This window comes from Synechococcus sp. MIT S1220, assembly GCF_047303025.1.
Classification (GTDB): Bacteria; Cyanobacteriota; Cyanobacteriia; order PCC-6307; family Cyanobiaceae; genus Parasynechococcus.
The window spans coordinates 2,036,545-2,053,886 of sequence record NZ_CP138939.1 but is presented as its reverse complement, the minus strand read 5'-3'; the positions used below and the strand labels follow the sequence as shown (position 1 = coordinate 2,053,886).

General features: G+C 44.6%; 16 protein-coding genes. 7 read left to right on the top strand and 9 right to left on the bottom strand.

The features are described from left to right. Positions 1–981: 981 nt before the first annotated feature. Both SIB64_RS10550 and SIB64_RS10545 read right to left on the bottom strand, forming a co-directional pair. Positions 982–1,428, bottom strand: coding sequence for a hypothetical protein (locus tag SIB64_RS10550; protein WP_413440170.1), 447 nt, complete (start codon positions 1,426–1,428; stop codon positions 982–984). Positions 1,429–2,684: 1,256 nt separating this feature from the next. Continuing rightward, positions 2,685–2,822 carry a high light inducible protein gene (locus SIB64_RS10545; protein ID WP_413326509.1) on the bottom strand — a complete coding sequence of 46 codons (138 nt, stop codon included), beginning with the start codon at positions 2,820–2,822 and terminating at the stop codon, positions 2,685–2,687. 987 nt (positions 2,823–3,809) lie between these two features. Between SIB64_RS10545 and SIB64_RS10540 the strand changes: the two genes are divergently transcribed. Next, positions 3,810–4,220, top strand: a complete 411-nt coding sequence (locus SIB64_RS10540) for a hypothetical protein (protein ID WP_413440169.1) — start codon at positions 3,810–3,812, stop codon at positions 4,218–4,220. A 181-nt stretch (positions 4,221–4,401) separates the two neighbouring features. Here the strand turns inward: SIB64_RS10540 and SIB64_RS10535 are convergent, their stop codons facing one another. From SIB64_RS10535 to rpe (SIB64_RS10520), 4 genes are all read right to left on the bottom strand, one after another. Then, positions 4,402–4,695 carry a hypothetical protein gene (locus tag SIB64_RS10535; protein ID WP_413440168.1) on the bottom strand — a complete coding sequence of 98 codons (294 nt, stop codon included), beginning with the start codon at positions 4,693–4,695 and terminating at the stop codon, positions 4,402–4,404. A gap of 167 nt (positions 4,696–4,862) precedes the next feature. Next, entirely contained in the window at positions 4,863–5,210 is a 348-nt protein-coding gene (locus tag SIB64_RS10530; RefSeq protein ID WP_413440167.1) for a hypothetical protein, read from the bottom strand. Between the two features lie 393 nt (positions 5,211–5,603). Further along, entirely contained in the window at positions 5,604–6,287 is a 684-nt protein-coding gene (rpe, locus tag SIB64_RS10525; RefSeq protein ID WP_413440166.1) for a ribulose-phosphate 3-epimerase, read from the bottom strand. Between the two features lie 48 nt (positions 6,288–6,335). Beyond that, entirely contained in the window at positions 6,336–7,070 is a 735-nt protein-coding gene (gene rpe / locus SIB64_RS10520) for a ribulose-phosphate 3-epimerase (protein WP_413440165.1), read from the bottom strand. Between the two features lie 166 nt (positions 7,071–7,236). Here rpe (SIB64_RS10520) and glpX point away from each other — a divergent pair, with 166 nt between their 5' ends. Beyond that, positions 7,237–8,241, top strand: coding sequence for a class II fructose-bisphosphatase (glpX, locus tag SIB64_RS10515; protein ID WP_413442988.1), 1,005 nt, complete (start codon positions 7,237–7,239; stop codon positions 8,239–8,241). Between the two features lie 31 nt (positions 8,242–8,272). Then, complete coding sequence (locus SIB64_RS10510) at positions 8,273–9,580, top strand: glutamyl-tRNA reductase (protein WP_413440164.1); 1,308 nt, start codon at positions 8,273–8,275, stop codon at positions 9,578–9,580. On the opposite strand, the gene SIB64_RS10505 is transcribed toward SIB64_RS10510, so the two are convergent. After that, positions 9,565–9,693: a hypothetical protein gene (locus tag SIB64_RS10505; RefSeq protein WP_413440163.1), complete on the bottom strand. Its 129-nt coding sequence runs from the start codon at positions 9,691–9,693 to the stop codon at positions 9,565–9,567. The two genes, SIB64_RS10510 and SIB64_RS10505, sit on opposite strands and share 16 nt — an antisense overlap. Between SIB64_RS10505 and SIB64_RS10500 the strand changes: the two genes are divergently transcribed. From SIB64_RS10500 to SIB64_RS10485, 4 genes are all read left to right on the top strand, one after another. Next, a complete protein-coding gene (locus SIB64_RS10500) occupies positions 9,692–10,987 on the top strand; it encodes a glucose-1-phosphate adenylyltransferase (RefSeq protein WP_413440162.1) in 1,296 nt (431 codons plus the stop codon). The two genes, SIB64_RS10505 and SIB64_RS10500, sit on opposite strands and share 2 nt — an antisense overlap. 127 nt (positions 10,988–11,114) lie before the next feature. Beyond that, positions 11,115–12,533, top strand: coding sequence for an NADP-dependent phosphogluconate dehydrogenase (gndA, locus tag SIB64_RS10495; RefSeq protein ID WP_413440161.1), 1,419 nt, complete (start codon positions 11,115–11,117; stop codon positions 12,531–12,533). Between the two features lie 13 nt (positions 12,534–12,546). Beyond that, positions 12,547–13,260, top strand: a complete 714-nt coding sequence (pgl, locus tag SIB64_RS10490; RefSeq protein ID WP_413440160.1) for a 6-phosphogluconolactonase — start codon at positions 12,547–12,549, stop codon at positions 13,258–13,260. A gap of 233 nt (positions 13,261–13,493) precedes the next feature. Then, positions 13,494–14,813: an ATP-dependent 6-phosphofructokinase gene (locus tag SIB64_RS10485; RefSeq protein WP_413440159.1), complete on the top strand. Its 1,320-nt coding sequence runs from the start codon at positions 13,494–13,496 to the stop codon at positions 14,811–14,813. Between the two features lie 32 nt (positions 14,814–14,845). Here the strand turns inward: SIB64_RS10485 and SIB64_RS10480 are convergent, their stop codons facing one another. Together SIB64_RS10480 and SIB64_RS10475 are read right to left on the bottom strand one after the other, a co-directional pair. Further along, the gene (locus SIB64_RS10480) at positions 14,846–16,207 is read right to left on the bottom strand and encodes a dicarboxylate/amino acid:cation symporter (RefSeq protein ID WP_413440158.1); all 1,362 of its coding nucleotides are present in this window, start codon (positions 16,205–16,207) and stop codon (positions 14,846–14,848) included. Beyond that, on the bottom strand, positions 16,204–16,992 hold the full coding sequence (locus SIB64_RS10475; RefSeq protein WP_413440157.1) for a substrate-binding periplasmic protein: 789 nt from the start codon (positions 16,990–16,992) through the stop codon (positions 16,204–16,206). The genes SIB64_RS10480 and SIB64_RS10475 overlap by 4 nt, the downstream gene beginning before the upstream one ends. Positions 16,993–17,342: the final 350 nt, after the last annotated feature.

The window sequence follows — 17,342 nt, the reverse complement described above, 5'->3', positions numbered from 1 at the left end:
TATTTATGCCTAGTTCTTGACCCTTTCCAGCAATCAAGTGCTACTAGCAATTTTGTCCTATCAATTTAGTCTATATGCATCATTGGCGGTGGCCTATCTTTTCTATTCTTATGCAGTATTTAAAGGTCAAGGCTGGAATTATTTTAGTCATTTTTGATTTTAATGTTTAATTGTTAGATTGTAGATTTTATCGATTAATGATTCGCTCCAGCTCTTTACGAAACTCTTTGGAGTTCAGTGGTTGCCCGAATGTCTGTCGCCTATTTCTATGTAAGAGGGACGTGATCCACCAGATTTGCAATGCCATGAAAAGCCCTGATGTGATAAGTAAGCCGAGAATGCCATTACTCGTTTCTAGCTCCATAACTGCGCTTGATCTTGTAGTGGTCTGTCATAACTAAATTTATCATTTAACGTCTTTACTGGCTTACTGTATAGTAAGTTGTATTAATCTCTTTGAAAATACCTATTCTTAGCTCAAATGTTATTCATTGTTTCCTAGATGACGAGAAAAGAATTTAAAGGACTGTATTTACACCTTACTGCTTATCGTAGTTGTTATTCATTTGTTACCTACACTCCACAGACGCGCGAGAAAATGATAAGATCTGGTGCTTTAAGTATTTCTGAGGAGTATTTCAATCCTGTTATTTTAGATTTTCTTTTGTTCATATCTGAACATGTCCTCGAACAATCATTGATTGATTGTTTCCCAATCACATACGATGATATAACAATTATCTGCTCGCGCCCAAGGGGAGATGGTCGTCAACATGAGTATCTGCTAAGTATCAGTAATGATGGTTTAAGTCAACCAAAATCGGATATATTAAATCGCATTAAAACATTGCTTTCGGATAAAGACTGGAGAGGGTATTTCCTATCATAAGAATAATACTGTGTTACAACTTGTCGTTCTTACGCAAAGAATTTCTAGAGTCGATTCTCTACGACAAGAGAATGGGTTATGTCATGTAGATGTTAAAAGATATCTTTAACCATAGTACGATACTTCTGAATTGACGGACCTGGTTTCCTCAGTTTCGTGTTAATCGTTTGCCCAGGCAGAAGATGTGTGCATGAAAAATTAGTTAATTCAACAGCCGGCATTGATTTAAGACTTTCCTGTAGCTCTCTTGCTATCGACTCCGCAGTTGTTTCCTCTATTTTATTCTTCGCCATATCCTCATCATTCATCGATAGTTCATCGTTAACTTCATTATCTTCTTGAATGTTATCTGTATCCTTGTCAGTATTATTTGATAAAGTCTGAGTTTTGACTACAGCTTGCTGAAGCGGCCAAAGAAACAAGAAACCAAAAACCAAAGCCAAAATGGAAGTTATTGTGCCGGTTAGGCCATATTCCCTTCCCTGGAAGTTCCATAAAATACCAGATCCGGCGAGCCCTAGCGTGCCAAAAATTGCCATTACGATTCCTATTAGGGATCTTTTTGGAGCACGTACTTGAATCATCGTTTTTACTCGTTACGAATTTTTGACTACAATTGAATTGCAGCCTCATAGGTTATAACAGATCAGTTGAAGTTGTGTGGCTGAAAAACTTCAATCACCTGTATTCTTTTGTTTTCTTCTAATCCATACCCTTTCAACTTTATTTTTCTCAATTGATTAGGGCTGTCTAATTGTATTTAGTTATAAAACTAATTTTTATGTTTTTTGTTGATCATTCTTTAGGGATTTTCGCCTACATCAGTGTCCAAATATCCGCTACAACTGATGTTCATGTATGACCTTATTCTCTTTTGTCCACTTGTCTATTTTGTGTTGTTAATGCCAGTTTATTCTCTCATATTTAGGCCCTATATATCAATTGTCTATAACTCCTTTCTCTATTTTTAATGGAATGAGGTGTATGTCTCCATTATTACAAGCAATTTTTTCCAGGCCAAGCTGTCAACCTTCCAGGTTTCGTCTTCTATCAATAGGGATGGAATTAGTAGATTTTCAACTCTTCTTGCAAATGAGTAAACTTCCGATAGAGGTCTTTTATTTAGAAATCTAATTACTCCTTGTAATTCTTTTAAATGCGATAAATTATCTGCAAAGTGTATAACACAACAGCATAAGTTAAGGAATTTTTTGTCAAAGGTTGTTAGCTCATAATAATTCATTTGATTATTAGTCGATCTAACCAATCATCTTCTGGCTTCGACCTTCTCTTTGATTTTATTTTACGAATCTGTGTATTGAAGATTCTTGCTAGAGGTCAGGATTAAATTGTTCCTCTTCCCTTTCAATAAGCATAGGATATTGAATGATGTGCTTATTGAATGTTTTTAATCTGTTTTGCTGTGATTCTTCTTAAATTTGAATTTACGCAAAAAAACAGGAGGTCTCCCTCCTGTTGCCCTGTCATCGGGGATTTGTGGGGATTAACCGAACAAATCGTGGGTATTTAAGATGATGCTAATCATATTTGAATGAAGAATGTTACATGGTGTTGTGCCATTGATGGTTTCGTCATTAAATAAGATGCATCTAATTGACCAATCCGCAGTGTCAAAGTCAGATCAATTCGGTCAAATCTTGGAGGGTCTCCCACAGGGATTGAATAGCAATGTTTCCACCAATCCCTAGGGCAGCCATCATTAATCCAAGATAAAAGAGCGAAGCATACCCACTCTTGTCTTCAGGGACCCAGAGGTCTTGTTCTGACTTCGATGTCACCCCAGACCAACCTGAGACAAGATGCCTTGGCCCGTTAAGAGTTCGGTTCCTAAACCGATCACAAATCCCATCATGGCCAAGCGGCCATTCCATTGTTCAGCGAAAGAGGAAAAACCGAATTTTGCGTTGTCCATGAGAAAATTTCGGAACATGTATGTTGTAACAGATTATTACGTTTGTCTGGCGTCCTAATGCACCATACCACTGTGATATTTGGACGGCGTCTACAGGACGACCCTTCGTCCCACCCTCCTTTTTTGATTCTTGTTTCTTGGTTGATAGATCGCTTCAAGGAGTAACTTCAAATTTTTTGTGATCATATCGATTTTATGTCTCAATATTTATGAGTAATTGAATTCTTTCTTGCTGTTATATATTTACTTATCTAGATCATCTGGCCTGTAGCGATATATCATCTGCATAACAATTCAAAGTCTCTCTATTATTTCGTTGTGTCAATGACTTTGGTTTGATTGTTTTTGCTCGGCTTTACTCTTTCTTGTGGATTTAGTAAAATATTTTTGCGCAATAGATATAGTCTGATTTCAACATTATTTTTTCTATTGGTAATTTATTCTCTCTACTTTATCTAAACCAGAGGATGAGGATGTTGTGTAAGAGATGGATACAAATGTGGATGTCTTCCCTGAAACTGAAGTCTTTTCATCTGCGGATGTTGGTCCCATTTTTGTCGCATTAATTCTCGAACACGTTGCCTCAAATCATCGTTGAGCTCCATTGGGTACCTCCTCTCAGTAGATGGGATGACACAGCTCGACTCCACTACCCTATACGACCAGCTTAAGCAAAGTAATTTTTTATACATACTTCTACATGGGTTTCTTTGTTCCCCTTCCGAAAATTGTTAGGCATTAGAACTTTACTTTTCCGATTCGGCAATATATTCAAATCCTTCACTCTTTCTTTTTTTATCTGAGCCTGTGGTTTTGATGCCGATTGTTTTAGGCTCTGTTTTATTTTCACGTTGCTTTTAACGTTACACTCATCGCTTATGAATGATTTTCTTTCATCTACGAATCAGATCACTTCAATCCTGAGCAATTCACGCTTTTGCCTATCTCTGCTTGACGTTTCACTGAATTTCACTAGATTTCTTTTTGATGGCCTATGTTTTGGTTTCTATGCTAAATGTCAAGCTGATCAATGAATTAGCAGGCGATTCAACCCGAACTCTTCAACGACCCCAGCTATACCTTGTTATAAACGCATTGTTGTGTCATCTTCAAACTCTCGATCCTGAAAGGTCGGCCTTTATCTTTGACCTTGCATCAAAATTTACTACCAATATTCCTGATGACAAGCAGGAAAAAGAATATGCTTTACTGAAAAGTCAGTCAATTCTTGATCAAATTGTTGTTCCTGAATTCACGGAAAATTCTAATAATGAAAATTCACTTGCGATTACGATGTTCATCGCTTCAGTTTTAACGACTTTGAATGAATATCATCCATCTGCTATGGGAGTCATGGGTCTAACGGGTGTTTACTCAAATGAATTGAAGCGTTCATAGTCCCATATTGTTTATATCAATTTTTTGATACTATTTCTTTTCACTTTTTATTTCTTTTTTGGATTTATGCGCTGGTGGTTCTTAAGGCAGGGTCGTCTATTGTCTCAATTGAATTTTAAATGCTTTTTCAGAGTTTTAGATTGTATTTTGGGTCGCAATTGTTGCAATAATGTTATTTTTATTACTCCGACTTCAGCCGTTTGAATGTGTAGCAGCCACCGTGGTATCCGGTAAATGGCTGAGCATAAGTTGCTAGTTCCCACCCTTGTGAGCCAAGCTCATTCATCAGCCCCACGAGAGTGACGCTGCGTTGCGGGTGTCGTCTTGAGATAATCTGCTGATCATCGAGCCATAGCTCTTCGATTTCCCCTGTCCAGGACTTGCCACGTGGAACAAACCTCAGCTGTGTGTACTCCCACTTCGTCAATTGCCTTGCCTGATCGGTTTGATCTCTATTCTTGCTGATCACGATCAATTTGTACATCCCTGAAGCTGCAGTATTGTTTTTGGGACTTCTGTTATTTTCTTTCTCATATTGCAAGAAGATATATAACTTATTGGTTTTTGTCGCAATTGGTTGAAATTGTCACTTCGATTTTCCTATCTAGTTTTTAATTATTTGGCTCATATCGTAATTCTATTTTATGCCTCTTCGTCTCTGTCCCTTCCCTGTTGACGTAACATCGATTCCAAGTGATTCTGCCATTGCAATCGATCACCTATCCCTGCGACCAAGCCCATTTCTTCTGGCATTGTTCTTAATGTATTTTGCCAGCGATGAATCTCCTCTGCTTGTTTAACCCAGCTTCGAATGATGATCCTATTCACATCTAGTTTATTCCACTGTTTTTTTTCGGCTATTTGATGAGACCATCCAAGCATGTCGTCTAGGCCGAGTGGTCTAAATCCTGAAATACTCAGGCCTGTGAATTGTTCTAGTTCAAATTGTCTCAGAGAATCGCCAAATCCAAAAAAATGCAGAATCAGCATGTTTGCTCTTGCATTGATTGTGAGCACAATGCCCTATCTTTCTTCTTTAATTCGTTCGCTGTGATGTTTTTTGATGTCTATTCTATGATTCTCGGCACAAGCTATTTTTGCACTCATCCTTTTAGAGTGCTGAATTGCTCTCTAAGCGTGTGTTGACCCGCTTTGGCTTTGTTTCTTTTCTCAATAATTACGTGTTTTTCTGTTTGTCAGGCCAACTTTCAGAGATGATTAATTCTTTTGGGTTTTATTTTATCGTTTTGCGGTAACAGCTTCTATTTGTTGCCGTCATGGCGAACAATCGTATCACTCTTGTTTGTCTATCTGATACCTTATGTTTTTCTCGATTTAGTTTTGCAGACTTGTCTCTGTTGTCTGGTTTGACTTGTTTTCCGCTTAAACAAGTATTGCTTTGTTAGCGCTACTGTTCCTTATTCCTCTGATCGCCTCCGCATAATTCGGCTGATTAAAGACGCCTGAGCCGCTTACAATTGCATTTGCACCTGCTTCAATCACTTTCCATGCATTATTGGCTTTAATCCCTCCATCAACCTCTATCCAAGGATCGAGTCCCCTTTCGTTACAAATCTTGCGTAGATCTCTGATTTTCTTAATTTGATTTTCAATAAAGCTCTGTCCGCCGAAGCCAGGATTGACACTCATAATTAAGACTAAATCACACAATTCGAGGCAATATTCAAGTGTGTCTAGAGGTGTTCCAGGGTTCAACACTGCTCCGGCTTTTTTGCCAAGATCTTTGATTTGTGCAATGTTGCGGTGCAGGTGAGGACAAGCCTCTACTTGTACTGAAATAATATCAGCGCCTGCATTTGCGAAGTTTTCTACATATTTTTCTGGCTCAACGATCATCAGATGTACGTCCAGTGGTTTTTTAGTCACGGGGCGTAGTGCTTCAACAATCAGGGGGCCAATCGTGATATTGGGTACAAACCGTCCATCCATGACGTCGACGTGTATCCAGTCTGCCCCTGCCTCATCAACAGCTTTAACCTCTTCCCCCAAGCGCGAGAAATCCGCTGACAGGATGGATGGTGATACGACTAGCGAGCGATCTGACATCACGGACCATTGGTTGATGACTCCGTGATGTTACATCCGTTACACCGATCAGTTCGGTGTTGGCAGAACTGTTCCTGCTTGCGCTTCCGTTGCGACTCGGCGTAAGTCGTCACATCCCTCTTTCAAGGTTGGGTACGCGAACATGCCACTGCCGGCGATGAAGCAATTGGCCCCTGCAGCACAACACTGGGAAATGGTCCAGTTAGCCTTAATCCCCCCATCAACTTCGATATCAACATCGAGATTCCGTTCAATGATTGCTGTTCTCAGCTCTGAAATCTTGTCCAGCATGGTCGGAATGTAAGCCTGACCTCCAAATCCTGGATTGACGGTCATCACCAAAACATGGTCCACCATGTCGAGGACATTTTTCACCATTTCCATTGGTGTGTGTGGGTTCATGGCCACCGATGGACTGCCCCCTAGTTGCCGGATTCGTCCGAGCACCCGATGCAGATGGGTGTTGGCTTCAACGTGTGCGATCACGACACCTGGTTCACCGTTCGCCCCTTTGGTGGCCTCGACGTAATCCTCGAGCATGGTTTCGCAGTTGTACTGACTCACCATGAGCTGCGTTTCGAACGGAACGCTGCAATAGCGCCTGCACGCTTTGATGAGTTCGGGGCCAAAGGTGAGGTTGGGTACAAAATTCCCATCCATGACATCGAATTGAATACGGTCAACCCCTGCATTTTCGAGATCTTTGACGCATTGCCCCATGGCCGCCCAGTCCGCTGGAAGGACTGATGGAATGATCTGAATCGGACGATGAGGCCCTGCCATACGAGTCCAAATAAACCGCAGAATTTTAGTGAAGCCCTGTTGGCTTGGGATGACCAGATGACACTGATACACTTAGCCGCGCTCAGTCGTCGAGATCCACTGCGGCAAGGGCAGACTGCCCTCCCTGATGGACTTGCATACCCCTTCACCCCACAACCGGAGTCCCGTGGATCAGACCCTCATTCAAGAAATTCTCGAGGTTGTCGAACAAGCTGCTATCGCTTCCGCCAAGCTCTCCGGCAAAGGCCTGAAGAACGAGGCAGACGCCGCTGCTGTGGAAGCCATGCGTAAGCGTATGGGTCAGATCCAGATGCAAGGTCGCATCGTGATTGGCGAAGGCGAGCGCGATGAGGCACCGATGCTCTACATCGGTGAAGAGGTGGGAAGTGGAACTGGTCCCGGAGTTGACTTCGCCGTTGACCCCTGCGAAGGCACCAATCTTTGTGCCTTCAGCCAGCGCGGTTCCATGGCCGTCCTTGCAGCATCCGACCGTGGTGGATTGTTCAACGCACCTGACTTCTATATGAAAAAGCTGGCTGCACCACCAGCAGCCAAGGGCAAGGTTGATATCCGCAAAAGTGCTACCGAAAACATCAAGATTCTCAGCGATTGTCTGGGCCTTTCGGCCGATGAACTCACGATCGTTGTCATGGATCGTGCTCGCCACAAGGACTTGATTGCTGAAATTCGGGCTACGGGTGCACGTATTCAGCCGATCTCCGATGGTGATGTCCAAGCAGCCATCGCCTGTGGATTTGCCGGCTCAGGAACCCACTGCCTCATGGGCATTGGTGCAGCTCCTGAAGGCGTCATTTCCGCTGCCGCTATGCGGGCTTTGGGCGGTCACTTCCAAGGTCAGCTGGTCTATGACCCTGCTGTTGCCCAAACCAAGGAGTGGGCTGATCTGACCAAGGAAGGCAACCTTGCTCGGCTTGCTGAAATGGGTATCTCTGATCCGGACAAGGTCTATGAAGCTGCTGAGCTTGCTTGTGGGCAACATGTTGTCTTTGCAGGAAGCGGCATCACTGATGGCCTTCTCTTCGATGGAGTTAAGTTCGAGCAGGACTGCACCCGCACAAGCAGCTTGGTGATCAGCAACCTGGACAACACCTGCCGCTTCACCAACACCGTGCACATCAAGGACGGTGCTCAGAGCATTGCTTTGAGCTGATCGTTATTCACAGGTCTAGAGGAACGTCTCCATGCACATTGCCGTCGTCGGCCTCAGTCATCGCACGGCACCGGTCGAAATCCGGGAGCGACTCAGTATCCCTGAGCAGACGATGGAGACGTCCCTTCAGTCCTTGAAGGGCAATGAACAGGTGCTTGAGGCCTCCATCCTCAGCACCTGTAATCGTCTTGAGATCTATACCTTGGTCAGAAATCCCGATCTTGGTGTCTCCGCTGTCAGTGATTTCCTAAGCGGCCACTCCGGTTTGGAGACGCGTGAACTTTCTCCCCATCTCTTTAGTTACCACCACGAAGACGCGGTCGACCATCTGATGCGCGTCTCAGCGGGGCTCGACAGCCTCGTTCTTGGGGAAGGACAGATCCTTTCTCAAGTGAAGAAAATGATGCGCCTGGGCCAAGAGCACAAGTCACTCGGCCCCATCTTGAACAGATTGTTGACCCAGGCTGTCAGCACCGGTAAGCGGGTTAGGAGTGAAACGAACCTCGGTACTGGTGCCGTCTCGATCAGTTCAGCTGCCGTTGAACTGGCTCAACTGAAGTTAGGTCAGTCCAGAGGTTTGGATCAGCTTGTCAGCCTGGACAGTGAGCAAATAGCGGTTGTCGGCGCCGGGCGGATGAGCAGATTGCTGCTTCAGCACTTACAAGCTAAGGGTGCTGCCGGGGTTGTTCTGTTGAACCGCACAGTGGCTCGCGCTGAACAATTGGCAGCCGACTTCCCCGAACTTCCAGTGCAGTGTCGTCCACTGGGCGATCTCGATCAGTTTCTGAGTACGTGCTCTCTGGTCTTTACGAGCACGGCCACTGATGACCCCATCATCACGGCTGCAAGGCTCTCTCCACTGAATCGTCGCAGCTGTCTGCGACTGATCGATATCGGAGTTCCTCGAAATATTGCCGCAGATGTGGGCGACGTCGACGGTGTCGAGTCCTACGACGTCGATGATCTGCAGGAGGTTGTCGCCCGGAATCAGGAAGCTCGACAGGCGATTGCACGGGAAGCTGAAGAGCTTCTCAGGAACGAGGCGCAGCAGTTCCTTGATTGGTGGGACAGCCTTGAAGCGGTTCCAACGATCAACCGGCTTCGCTCCTCCATGGAAGCGATTCGCCATGAGGAGCTACAGAAGGCTCTGAGTCGGATGGGACCCGATTTTTCCGCCAGGGAACGCAAGGTTGTGGAGGCCCTCAGCAAAGGAATCATCAACAAGATCCTCCACACCCCCGTGACGCAACTCAGGGCGCCGCAGGGACGACAGGAACGTCAACAGTCCCTCAGGACAGTCGAACGGCTGTTCAGCCTTGATCCTCAAGCGGATGGTTGAAGATCTGTCGCGTTCTGATTCGCAGCAATCTCGTCGGATCTGATCGGAATTCGCTGGCGGGGACGCAAAGTCCAGTAAGTTCTTTCGGCAACGCCGAAATCGGTCAGCGGCATGAAGCGTGTTTTAGCCATCATTCTTGGTGGCGGAGCTGGTACAAGGCTCTATCCACTCACAAAAATGAGGGCCAAACCGGCTGTCCCTCTTGCAGGTAAATATCGTCTGATCGATATTCCGATCAGCAATTGCATTAACTCGAACATCAACAAGATGTACGTGATGACGCAGTTCAATAGCGCGTCCTTAAACCGTCATCTAAGTCAGACATACAATCTCAGCGCCTCCTTTGGACAGGGCTTCGTAGAAGTCCTCGCCGCCCAGCAAACTCCCGACAGTCCGTCATGGTTTGAGGGAACTGCTGATGCTGTTCGTAAATACCAATGGCTCTTTCAGGAATGGGATGTTGATGAATATCTGATTTTGTCAGGTGATCAACTTTATCGAATGGATTATAGTTTATTTATCGAACATCACCGTCGCTCGGGTGCCGATTTGTCTGTGGCTGCTCTGCCAGTTGATCCTGCCCAGGCGGAAGCCTTCGGCCTGATGCGAACCGATGGCGACGCCAATATTCTCGAATTTCGCGAGAAGCCCAAGGGTGACTCCTTGTTGGAAATGGCCGTTGATACTTCACGATTTGGACTCAGTGCTGAATCGGCAAAGGAGAGACCCTATCTTGCTTCAATGGGTATCTATGTTTTCAGTCGAGACACATTATTCGATCTTCTTGATAAAAACCCAGGCTTCAAGGATTTTGGGAAAGAAGTTATTCCGGACGCTCTTGCACGCGGTGACAAACTTCAAAGTTATGTATTCGACGATTATTGGGAGGATATTGGAACGATTGGTGCCTTCTATGAGGCCAATCTCGCCTTAACCCAGCAACCAAAGCCAGCATTTAGTTTTTACGACGAGAAGTTTCCAATCTATACTCGGCCTCGTTATCTTCCACCCAGCAAACTCGTCGATGCTCAGATCACGAATTCTGTCATCGGTGAAGGATCAATCCTCAAATCTTGCAGTATTCACCACTGCGTTCTCGGAGTGCGTAGCAGAGTCGAAATGGATGTTGTCCTGCAGGACACCTTATTAATGGGTGCTGATTTCTTTGAATCAAGTGACGAGCGCGCACTTTTGCGCGAGCGTGGAGGGACACCTGTTGGTGTTGGCCAGGGAACAACGGTCAAGCGCGCCATCCTCGATAAGAATGCTCGGATTGGTTCGAATGTGACGATCGTCAATAAAGACAACGTTGAAGAAGCTGATCGTGCAGATCAAGGCTTCTACATCCGAAATGGCATCGTTGTTGTTGTGAAGAATGCAACGATCCCTGATGGAATGGTGATCTGATTCAATCTCACGCGCACTGATGCTTCACGCTCACGGCATCCTTCATTCCTGACAGATTCGTGTTGTTTGCGGACGGATGCCGTTGTTATGCGCACACTGACGTCAGTTGTTGGTGGTCCTGTCGACCATGTCTAAGTCTCACTTCGGTCTGATCGGTCTCGGTGTAATGGGCGAAAACCTTGTCCTGAACGCAGAACGCAATGGCTTTTCAAGTGTTGTCTACAACCGCACCTACGCCAAAACAGAAGACTTTTTGAATGGTCGTGGCCAGGGAAAAAACATTCAAGGCGCAACCGATCTCAAAGATTTCGTTGGAAAACTTGAGCGTCCGCGACGCATTCTGATGATGGTGAAGGCTGGGCCGGCTGTTGACGCTGTCGTCGACCAGATTTCTCCTTACCTCGATGAGGGGGATCTTCTCATTGATGGGGGCAACTCCGACTATCACGACACCGAGCGCCGGGTGAAGCAACTGGAAAGCAAGAGTTTTGGTTTCATCGGCATGGGCGTATCAGGCGGAGCCAAGGGCGCTTTGGAGGGACCCAGCATGATGCCGGGTGGTACCAAAACCTCTTACGAGGCGATCGAGAGTCTGGTCAACAAAATGGCGGCCCAGGTTGAGGACGGCCCCTGTGTCACCTACATCGGTCCTGGTGGATCAGGCCACCTCGTCAAGACGGTTCATAACGGCATCGAATATGGCATCGAACAGATCCTGGCCGAGTCCTATGACCTGATGAAGCGCGTCAAGGGGATGTCCGGAGAACAGATGGCCGATGTCCTTGCTCAATGGAATGCCACAGAGGAGCTGTCTTCTTACCTCGTCGAAATCACGGAAGTCTGTCTGAGGACAAAAGATCCGGACGATGGTGCTGATCTGGTTGAAAAGATCATGGATCAGGCAGGGCAGAAAGGCACAGGTCTTTGGACGGTTGTCACCGCACTCCAGATGGGAGCGTCTGTTCCGACGATTTATGCCTCCTTGAATGGACGGGTGATGAGTTCCATGAAAGAGCAACGTGTAGCAGCTGAATCGATTCTGAAAGGACCTGCCATCAAAGATTTCGACCTGGGCACCCCTTCTGACGCCATGTCACCGCTCATGGATGCAGTGGTCTTGAGCTGTGTCGCCAGCTATGCCCAAGGGATGGAATTACTGCGTATTGCTTCCCAAGATCTTGATTATGAGCTGCACATGCCGTCGATCGCCCAGATTTGGAAAGGAGGTTGCATTATTCGCGCAAAACTATTGAAGAGGATTCAAGATGCCTACAACCTGAATCCACAGCTTGAGAACCTGATGGTTGATCCTTGGTTTGCGGATCAAATCAATCGAAGGCTGCCAGGGTTGGCTCAGGTCGTTGCAGGGGCAGCCCAGTCAGGTATTCCAGTGCCATGCTTCAGCAGCACACTGGATTACATCAACAGCTATCGCACCGGTCGGTTACCTCAGAACCTGGTCCAGGCCATGCGTGATTGCTTCGGATCACATACCTACAAACGTGTTGATAAAGAAGGATCGTTCCACACTGAATGGCTTGCTTAATTCACAATAAGAAATGACAACTTATCGCATTAATCGAGCAAGTGATCCAGATGATCTCGCTCGAAAGACATCTGATTTCATTGCATCTCAGATCAGCTTGACGCTCGATCAACGTGAGCGTTGCCAAATCGCACTCTCGGGAGGCAGCACTCCAGCCCGGGCTTACGCGCTCCTGGGGAAGGAACGTCTTCCCTGGGACAGAGTTGACGTGATGCTGGGTGATGAGCGCTGGGTGGATCCTGATGATGCATCCAGCAACGCCAGAATGCTTCGAACAACGCTTCTTGCGGCTGAACCTGGTTCAAGGGCAGCATTTCATCCGGTTCCCACCGTGGAGTTGGCCAATGCTGAGGCGAGTGCTGATGCCTTTGGTCGATCCGTTGCGGAGCTTTGCGAAGGAGAACCACCGATCTTTGATCTGATGCTGCTGGGTTTGGGAGACGATGGACATACTGCTTCGTTGTTTCCTGGAACGCAGGCAGCTAAAACCACGGACCGCTGGGTCACCGTTGGACGGGGCAAAGGGTTGGATCGGATCACGCTGACAGCTCCTGTGCTGAGTGCTGCCAGACAGGTTGTGTTTTTGGTTAGTGGCGCAGCGAAACAGGTTGCCCTGAAAAGGCTGTTAGATCCCGATGAATCACCGGATCGCACCCCAGCAAAACTTGTTAATTCAAGCAAAGAGATCGTGGTTCTTGCAGATGCGGAAGCAACAAACAATCTCTAAGCAGCGATGTGGTTGATAATGCGACTGATGTTTTTTCTTTGAAGGCATTGTAATTGATTTAAAATGTACTTTTCTTTTTTAAATCCGAGCATTAAACCGCTGTTTTAAGTTCACTTGATCAAGGAGTCTTTATTGACTTAAAACGATTTATTTCGTTCAATGAATAGAGTCTAATCTGATTACCTTAATCCATCACACTACTAAAATGAACTCTGCTTTATTGCTCAATCTCAATGATTTATGAAAATGTTCTCAGTCGTCCAGATGATTTTGACTTCAACATCAAAAATCTTGGACCCTCCCTACTGAAAGCACCTGGAATAAATCATCAGTTTGTTTCTGATTCAGATCGGATCGCCTTTTCCAGTCAGGTTCACAATATTTTTCAGCAAATTGAAAGCTGTAACACTTTTCCAAGCTTCGAAAAGGCCGGCCCCAGGCAGTCAATCTTTCACAATCCAGCTGAATCTAGAGCTGCCATTATTACCTGTGGTGGACTATGTCCAGGATTGAACAATGTGATTAAGGGAGTTGTACGAACGTTAGAAGGCGACTACGGGGTAAAGCACATCGATGGAATTCGCTATGGATATAAAGGTTTAACAGCGGAGGCTGCTCATCGGCCCTTTAGCTTAAACTCTCAGGCTGTTGATCAGCTCCATACTCGGGGTGGAACAATTCTTGGTTCTTCCCGTGGTAATCAAGACCCAAAAGAAATGGTTGATCAATTGGTGAAGAATAAGATCAATCTATTGTTCTGTATTGGCGGTGATGGAACCCTACGAGGAGCGAGTGCTATCGCTTCAGAAATCGAGCAGCGCCAGTTGCCGATCAGCGTGATTGGAATCCCGAAAACGATTGATAATGATTTAGGTTTTATTGAGAAGACGTTTGGATTCGAAACTTCAGTTCAGGTTGCTTCTGAAATCATTACATCAGCACATTGTGAAGCAGAGGGTGCGGATCGTGGGATTGGTATTGTCAAAGTGATGGGTCGTGATTCTGGCTTCATTGCTGCAACTGCTTCCTTGGCCAACTCCGTTGTTGATTTTTGCTTGATACCAGAAATAGATTTTCAATTGGATGGAGAGAAAGGGTTGATATCAGCTTTAACACAAAAGCTTGAACACAACCAGCATGCTGTCATCGTTGTAGCAGAAGGAGCAGGACAGAGGTTGTTTAACGAACGTGTTCAGAAGACAGACCCGTCTGGCAATATTTTAAAAGACGATATCGGAGTTTTTCTAAAAGACGAAATTAGTTCCAGATTTAGTCGGATGAATCAGAGCGTTACGATGAAATATATTGACCCAAGTTATCATATTCGTAGTGTGAAGGCTAATGCGGCTGATGCTGTATTTTGCTATTTACTTGCTGAACATGCTGTTCATGCTGGAATGGCAGGAAAGACCGATGTTGTGATTGGACATTGGAACAACTTCTTCACACATGTTCCAATTGCACTAGCAACTCAACAACGACGGATGGTCGATCTTGATGGGGCTCTATGGAAGGGAGTCATCAGTGCCACTCAGCAAGAATCATTGCTCTAATCGCCTTCAAAGTCGATGTGCCTTAATTAATTTCAGTCCGCCCCAATGATGCCTGGATCCAGCCCGATGGGATGAATCTGTTCTCCTGCGTCGACGGTTTCCCCAGCCCGTGTCGAGCCTACAGATGCGATCAATCCGATTGCTGTGGCAAGTACAGCTGTTGTCGCAGCCCTTGGAAGTGAAAGTATGGGATCGATCACCATGAGAAGTGGTATTACAGGTTGCGTTGGTACTTGGAAACTCGACAATGCCAGACTGATTGTCCGTATTGTTGTTACTCCTGTTAAGCCTGCGGTTGAGAAACCTGTTGCAATTCCGAAAAATAGAACCTCAATCATGATCAAGGGATTCAACTGGACTTCGTATAAATTAAGTGCGAACATGATTGCAATAACATTGTAGGTGACATTGCCAAGTCTCGCGACTAGCAAACTTAAAGAGACTGATGCTTCAACCTCAGCTTGATCTCTTTTTAATTTCATTAATGTATCGAATATCAATGAGTAGGCTGACATACTGCTTCCTGTAGACAAAGCCAGCAAGAAGATTTTGTCGATGGGATTCGTAGCAAACAAAAGACGCTCATCTCTAGTCGTAAAACGTTTGAATATCAGTCTCGAAATACCAAGGGATATAACAGCTGTAAAGAAAACACAGATTGAGAAATTTAATAAAGTGACTATTATTTGAGAATTTATTTTTGTTACGGCCGATGCAATCACGAAAATCAGCACCAATGGCGCAAGATTCAAGACAATGTTTAAAACTTGAACCGAAATCGAATTAATACTCCGAAGCAGATTGATTAGAGGTTTAACTTTCTCAGAGCTGAGACGTGACATCGCCAAACCTGCAATTATTGAACCACTAATTACTTTCAGTGTGTTATTATTTGACGCGTCAAATAGAATGTTGGTAGGAATGATGCTGTCAAACCAATATGTTGGCTCGCTTTCTACAATTGAACCACCAATACGAATATCTAATTCATCAAGCATAAAACGGCCAATATTTAGTCTGCCTTCAGGAGATAATATTCCAGGTGATTGATATATCGAGAGAAGAAGAGCAAGGATTGATATAAAAAGAACAACGCAGGTCAATGCCACTCCAAATCTGCTGGCAAATTTGAATCGATCTGGTTTCGAACGTTCTTCAACACTAAAAATATTTGCAATTGATACCATCACTGCTGAAAGTACAAGAGGTATAGCGGGGAATGCAATTAAATTGATTAATCCTTCACTAATTTCATTAAGTAGAACCGAATAGTCAGATGCAAGTCTTCCCAAAAGTAGGGAAAGTGGCAGAATAATTAAAAAGAAATTTTTGGGTCTACGAAGCTTAGGTAGGGTTGCGATTAGCCAATTGAAGACAATTGAAATGTAATTCATGGTTGAAATTTAGAAAGCGAGTTGTAGTAATCTTGAAACTCTTCAAAGATTGCGCTGTCATTTTTAATTTCACCCCATTCTCTATCAATAAAAAATTTTAGAAAATCGCTAAAGCCAAATTTCCCAGATTCAGACATAAATATCGATGTCATTGTTAATTCATCCTCAAAAAGTATAGGTACATATTGAATCGCAAGGTTGGGGTCTTGGTAAACAATGGCCTTGATTTCAGTTGCATCTCTATAAATTGCATCAACACGACCCTCAAATAATGCTTCCTTAACTTCCCCCCAATCTTTAAATTTGATAATTTTAGCATTTGGAAATACACGCCTTACTTCCGTATCCCAAATTGAACCACCCATTCTACCGATTCGAATTGACGAGTTTTTGAGCCTGTCTCCAAAATCTGGAAGCCCACTCCTCAAATCATTCTTTTCAAGCGACTGACGGTTCGCCAGAATCGCATGTCGAAGTTTCATATACTGTACTGGAAACGCATTGAACAAGCGTTCATAAGTTGTACCTAACTTGCCCATCGCGAGGTCAAATTCTTTAGCTCCTACACGTCTGACAAGATCATTAAAATCTTTAGAGTTTCGATAAAACTTAACATCAACTTCTAGTTCGCTGGCTAGTTTTCGTGCGAAATCGACGTCATAACCACTCAGTTCCTTTGTTTTCGGATCAATATAATAAGCTGGCGGAGTGTTATAGGGTGGCAATCCTATTTTAATGTATCCTCGTTCCTGAATTCCATTTATAAAATTATTTTCAACGGCCATGCTCATGCTCGGATATATCAATAGGAAGGTGCAGATAATTAGGCAACCAAGCAACCACCTGAAGATTGCCATACGACTCACTGCATGGAGGCAGTCCCCGTTCATTCAGCATGATGACAAGTGCCATTATCGTAAAGGAGAATTCTGAACTTATCCATCTTTATCATCCTATTGAGATTTTCTCATTACTACCTTCTCATTTCCTATCCCTAATGGCAAGTTTGCAAAGTTGTTATTTTTTGCTTCCTTATAGGGTTGAATTGAATTGGTAACAAAAGCAATTTCCAATAAATTATATTTGATCGTATGAATTTACAGATAATTTTTTTGTATTGCATGTGTAATTTTTT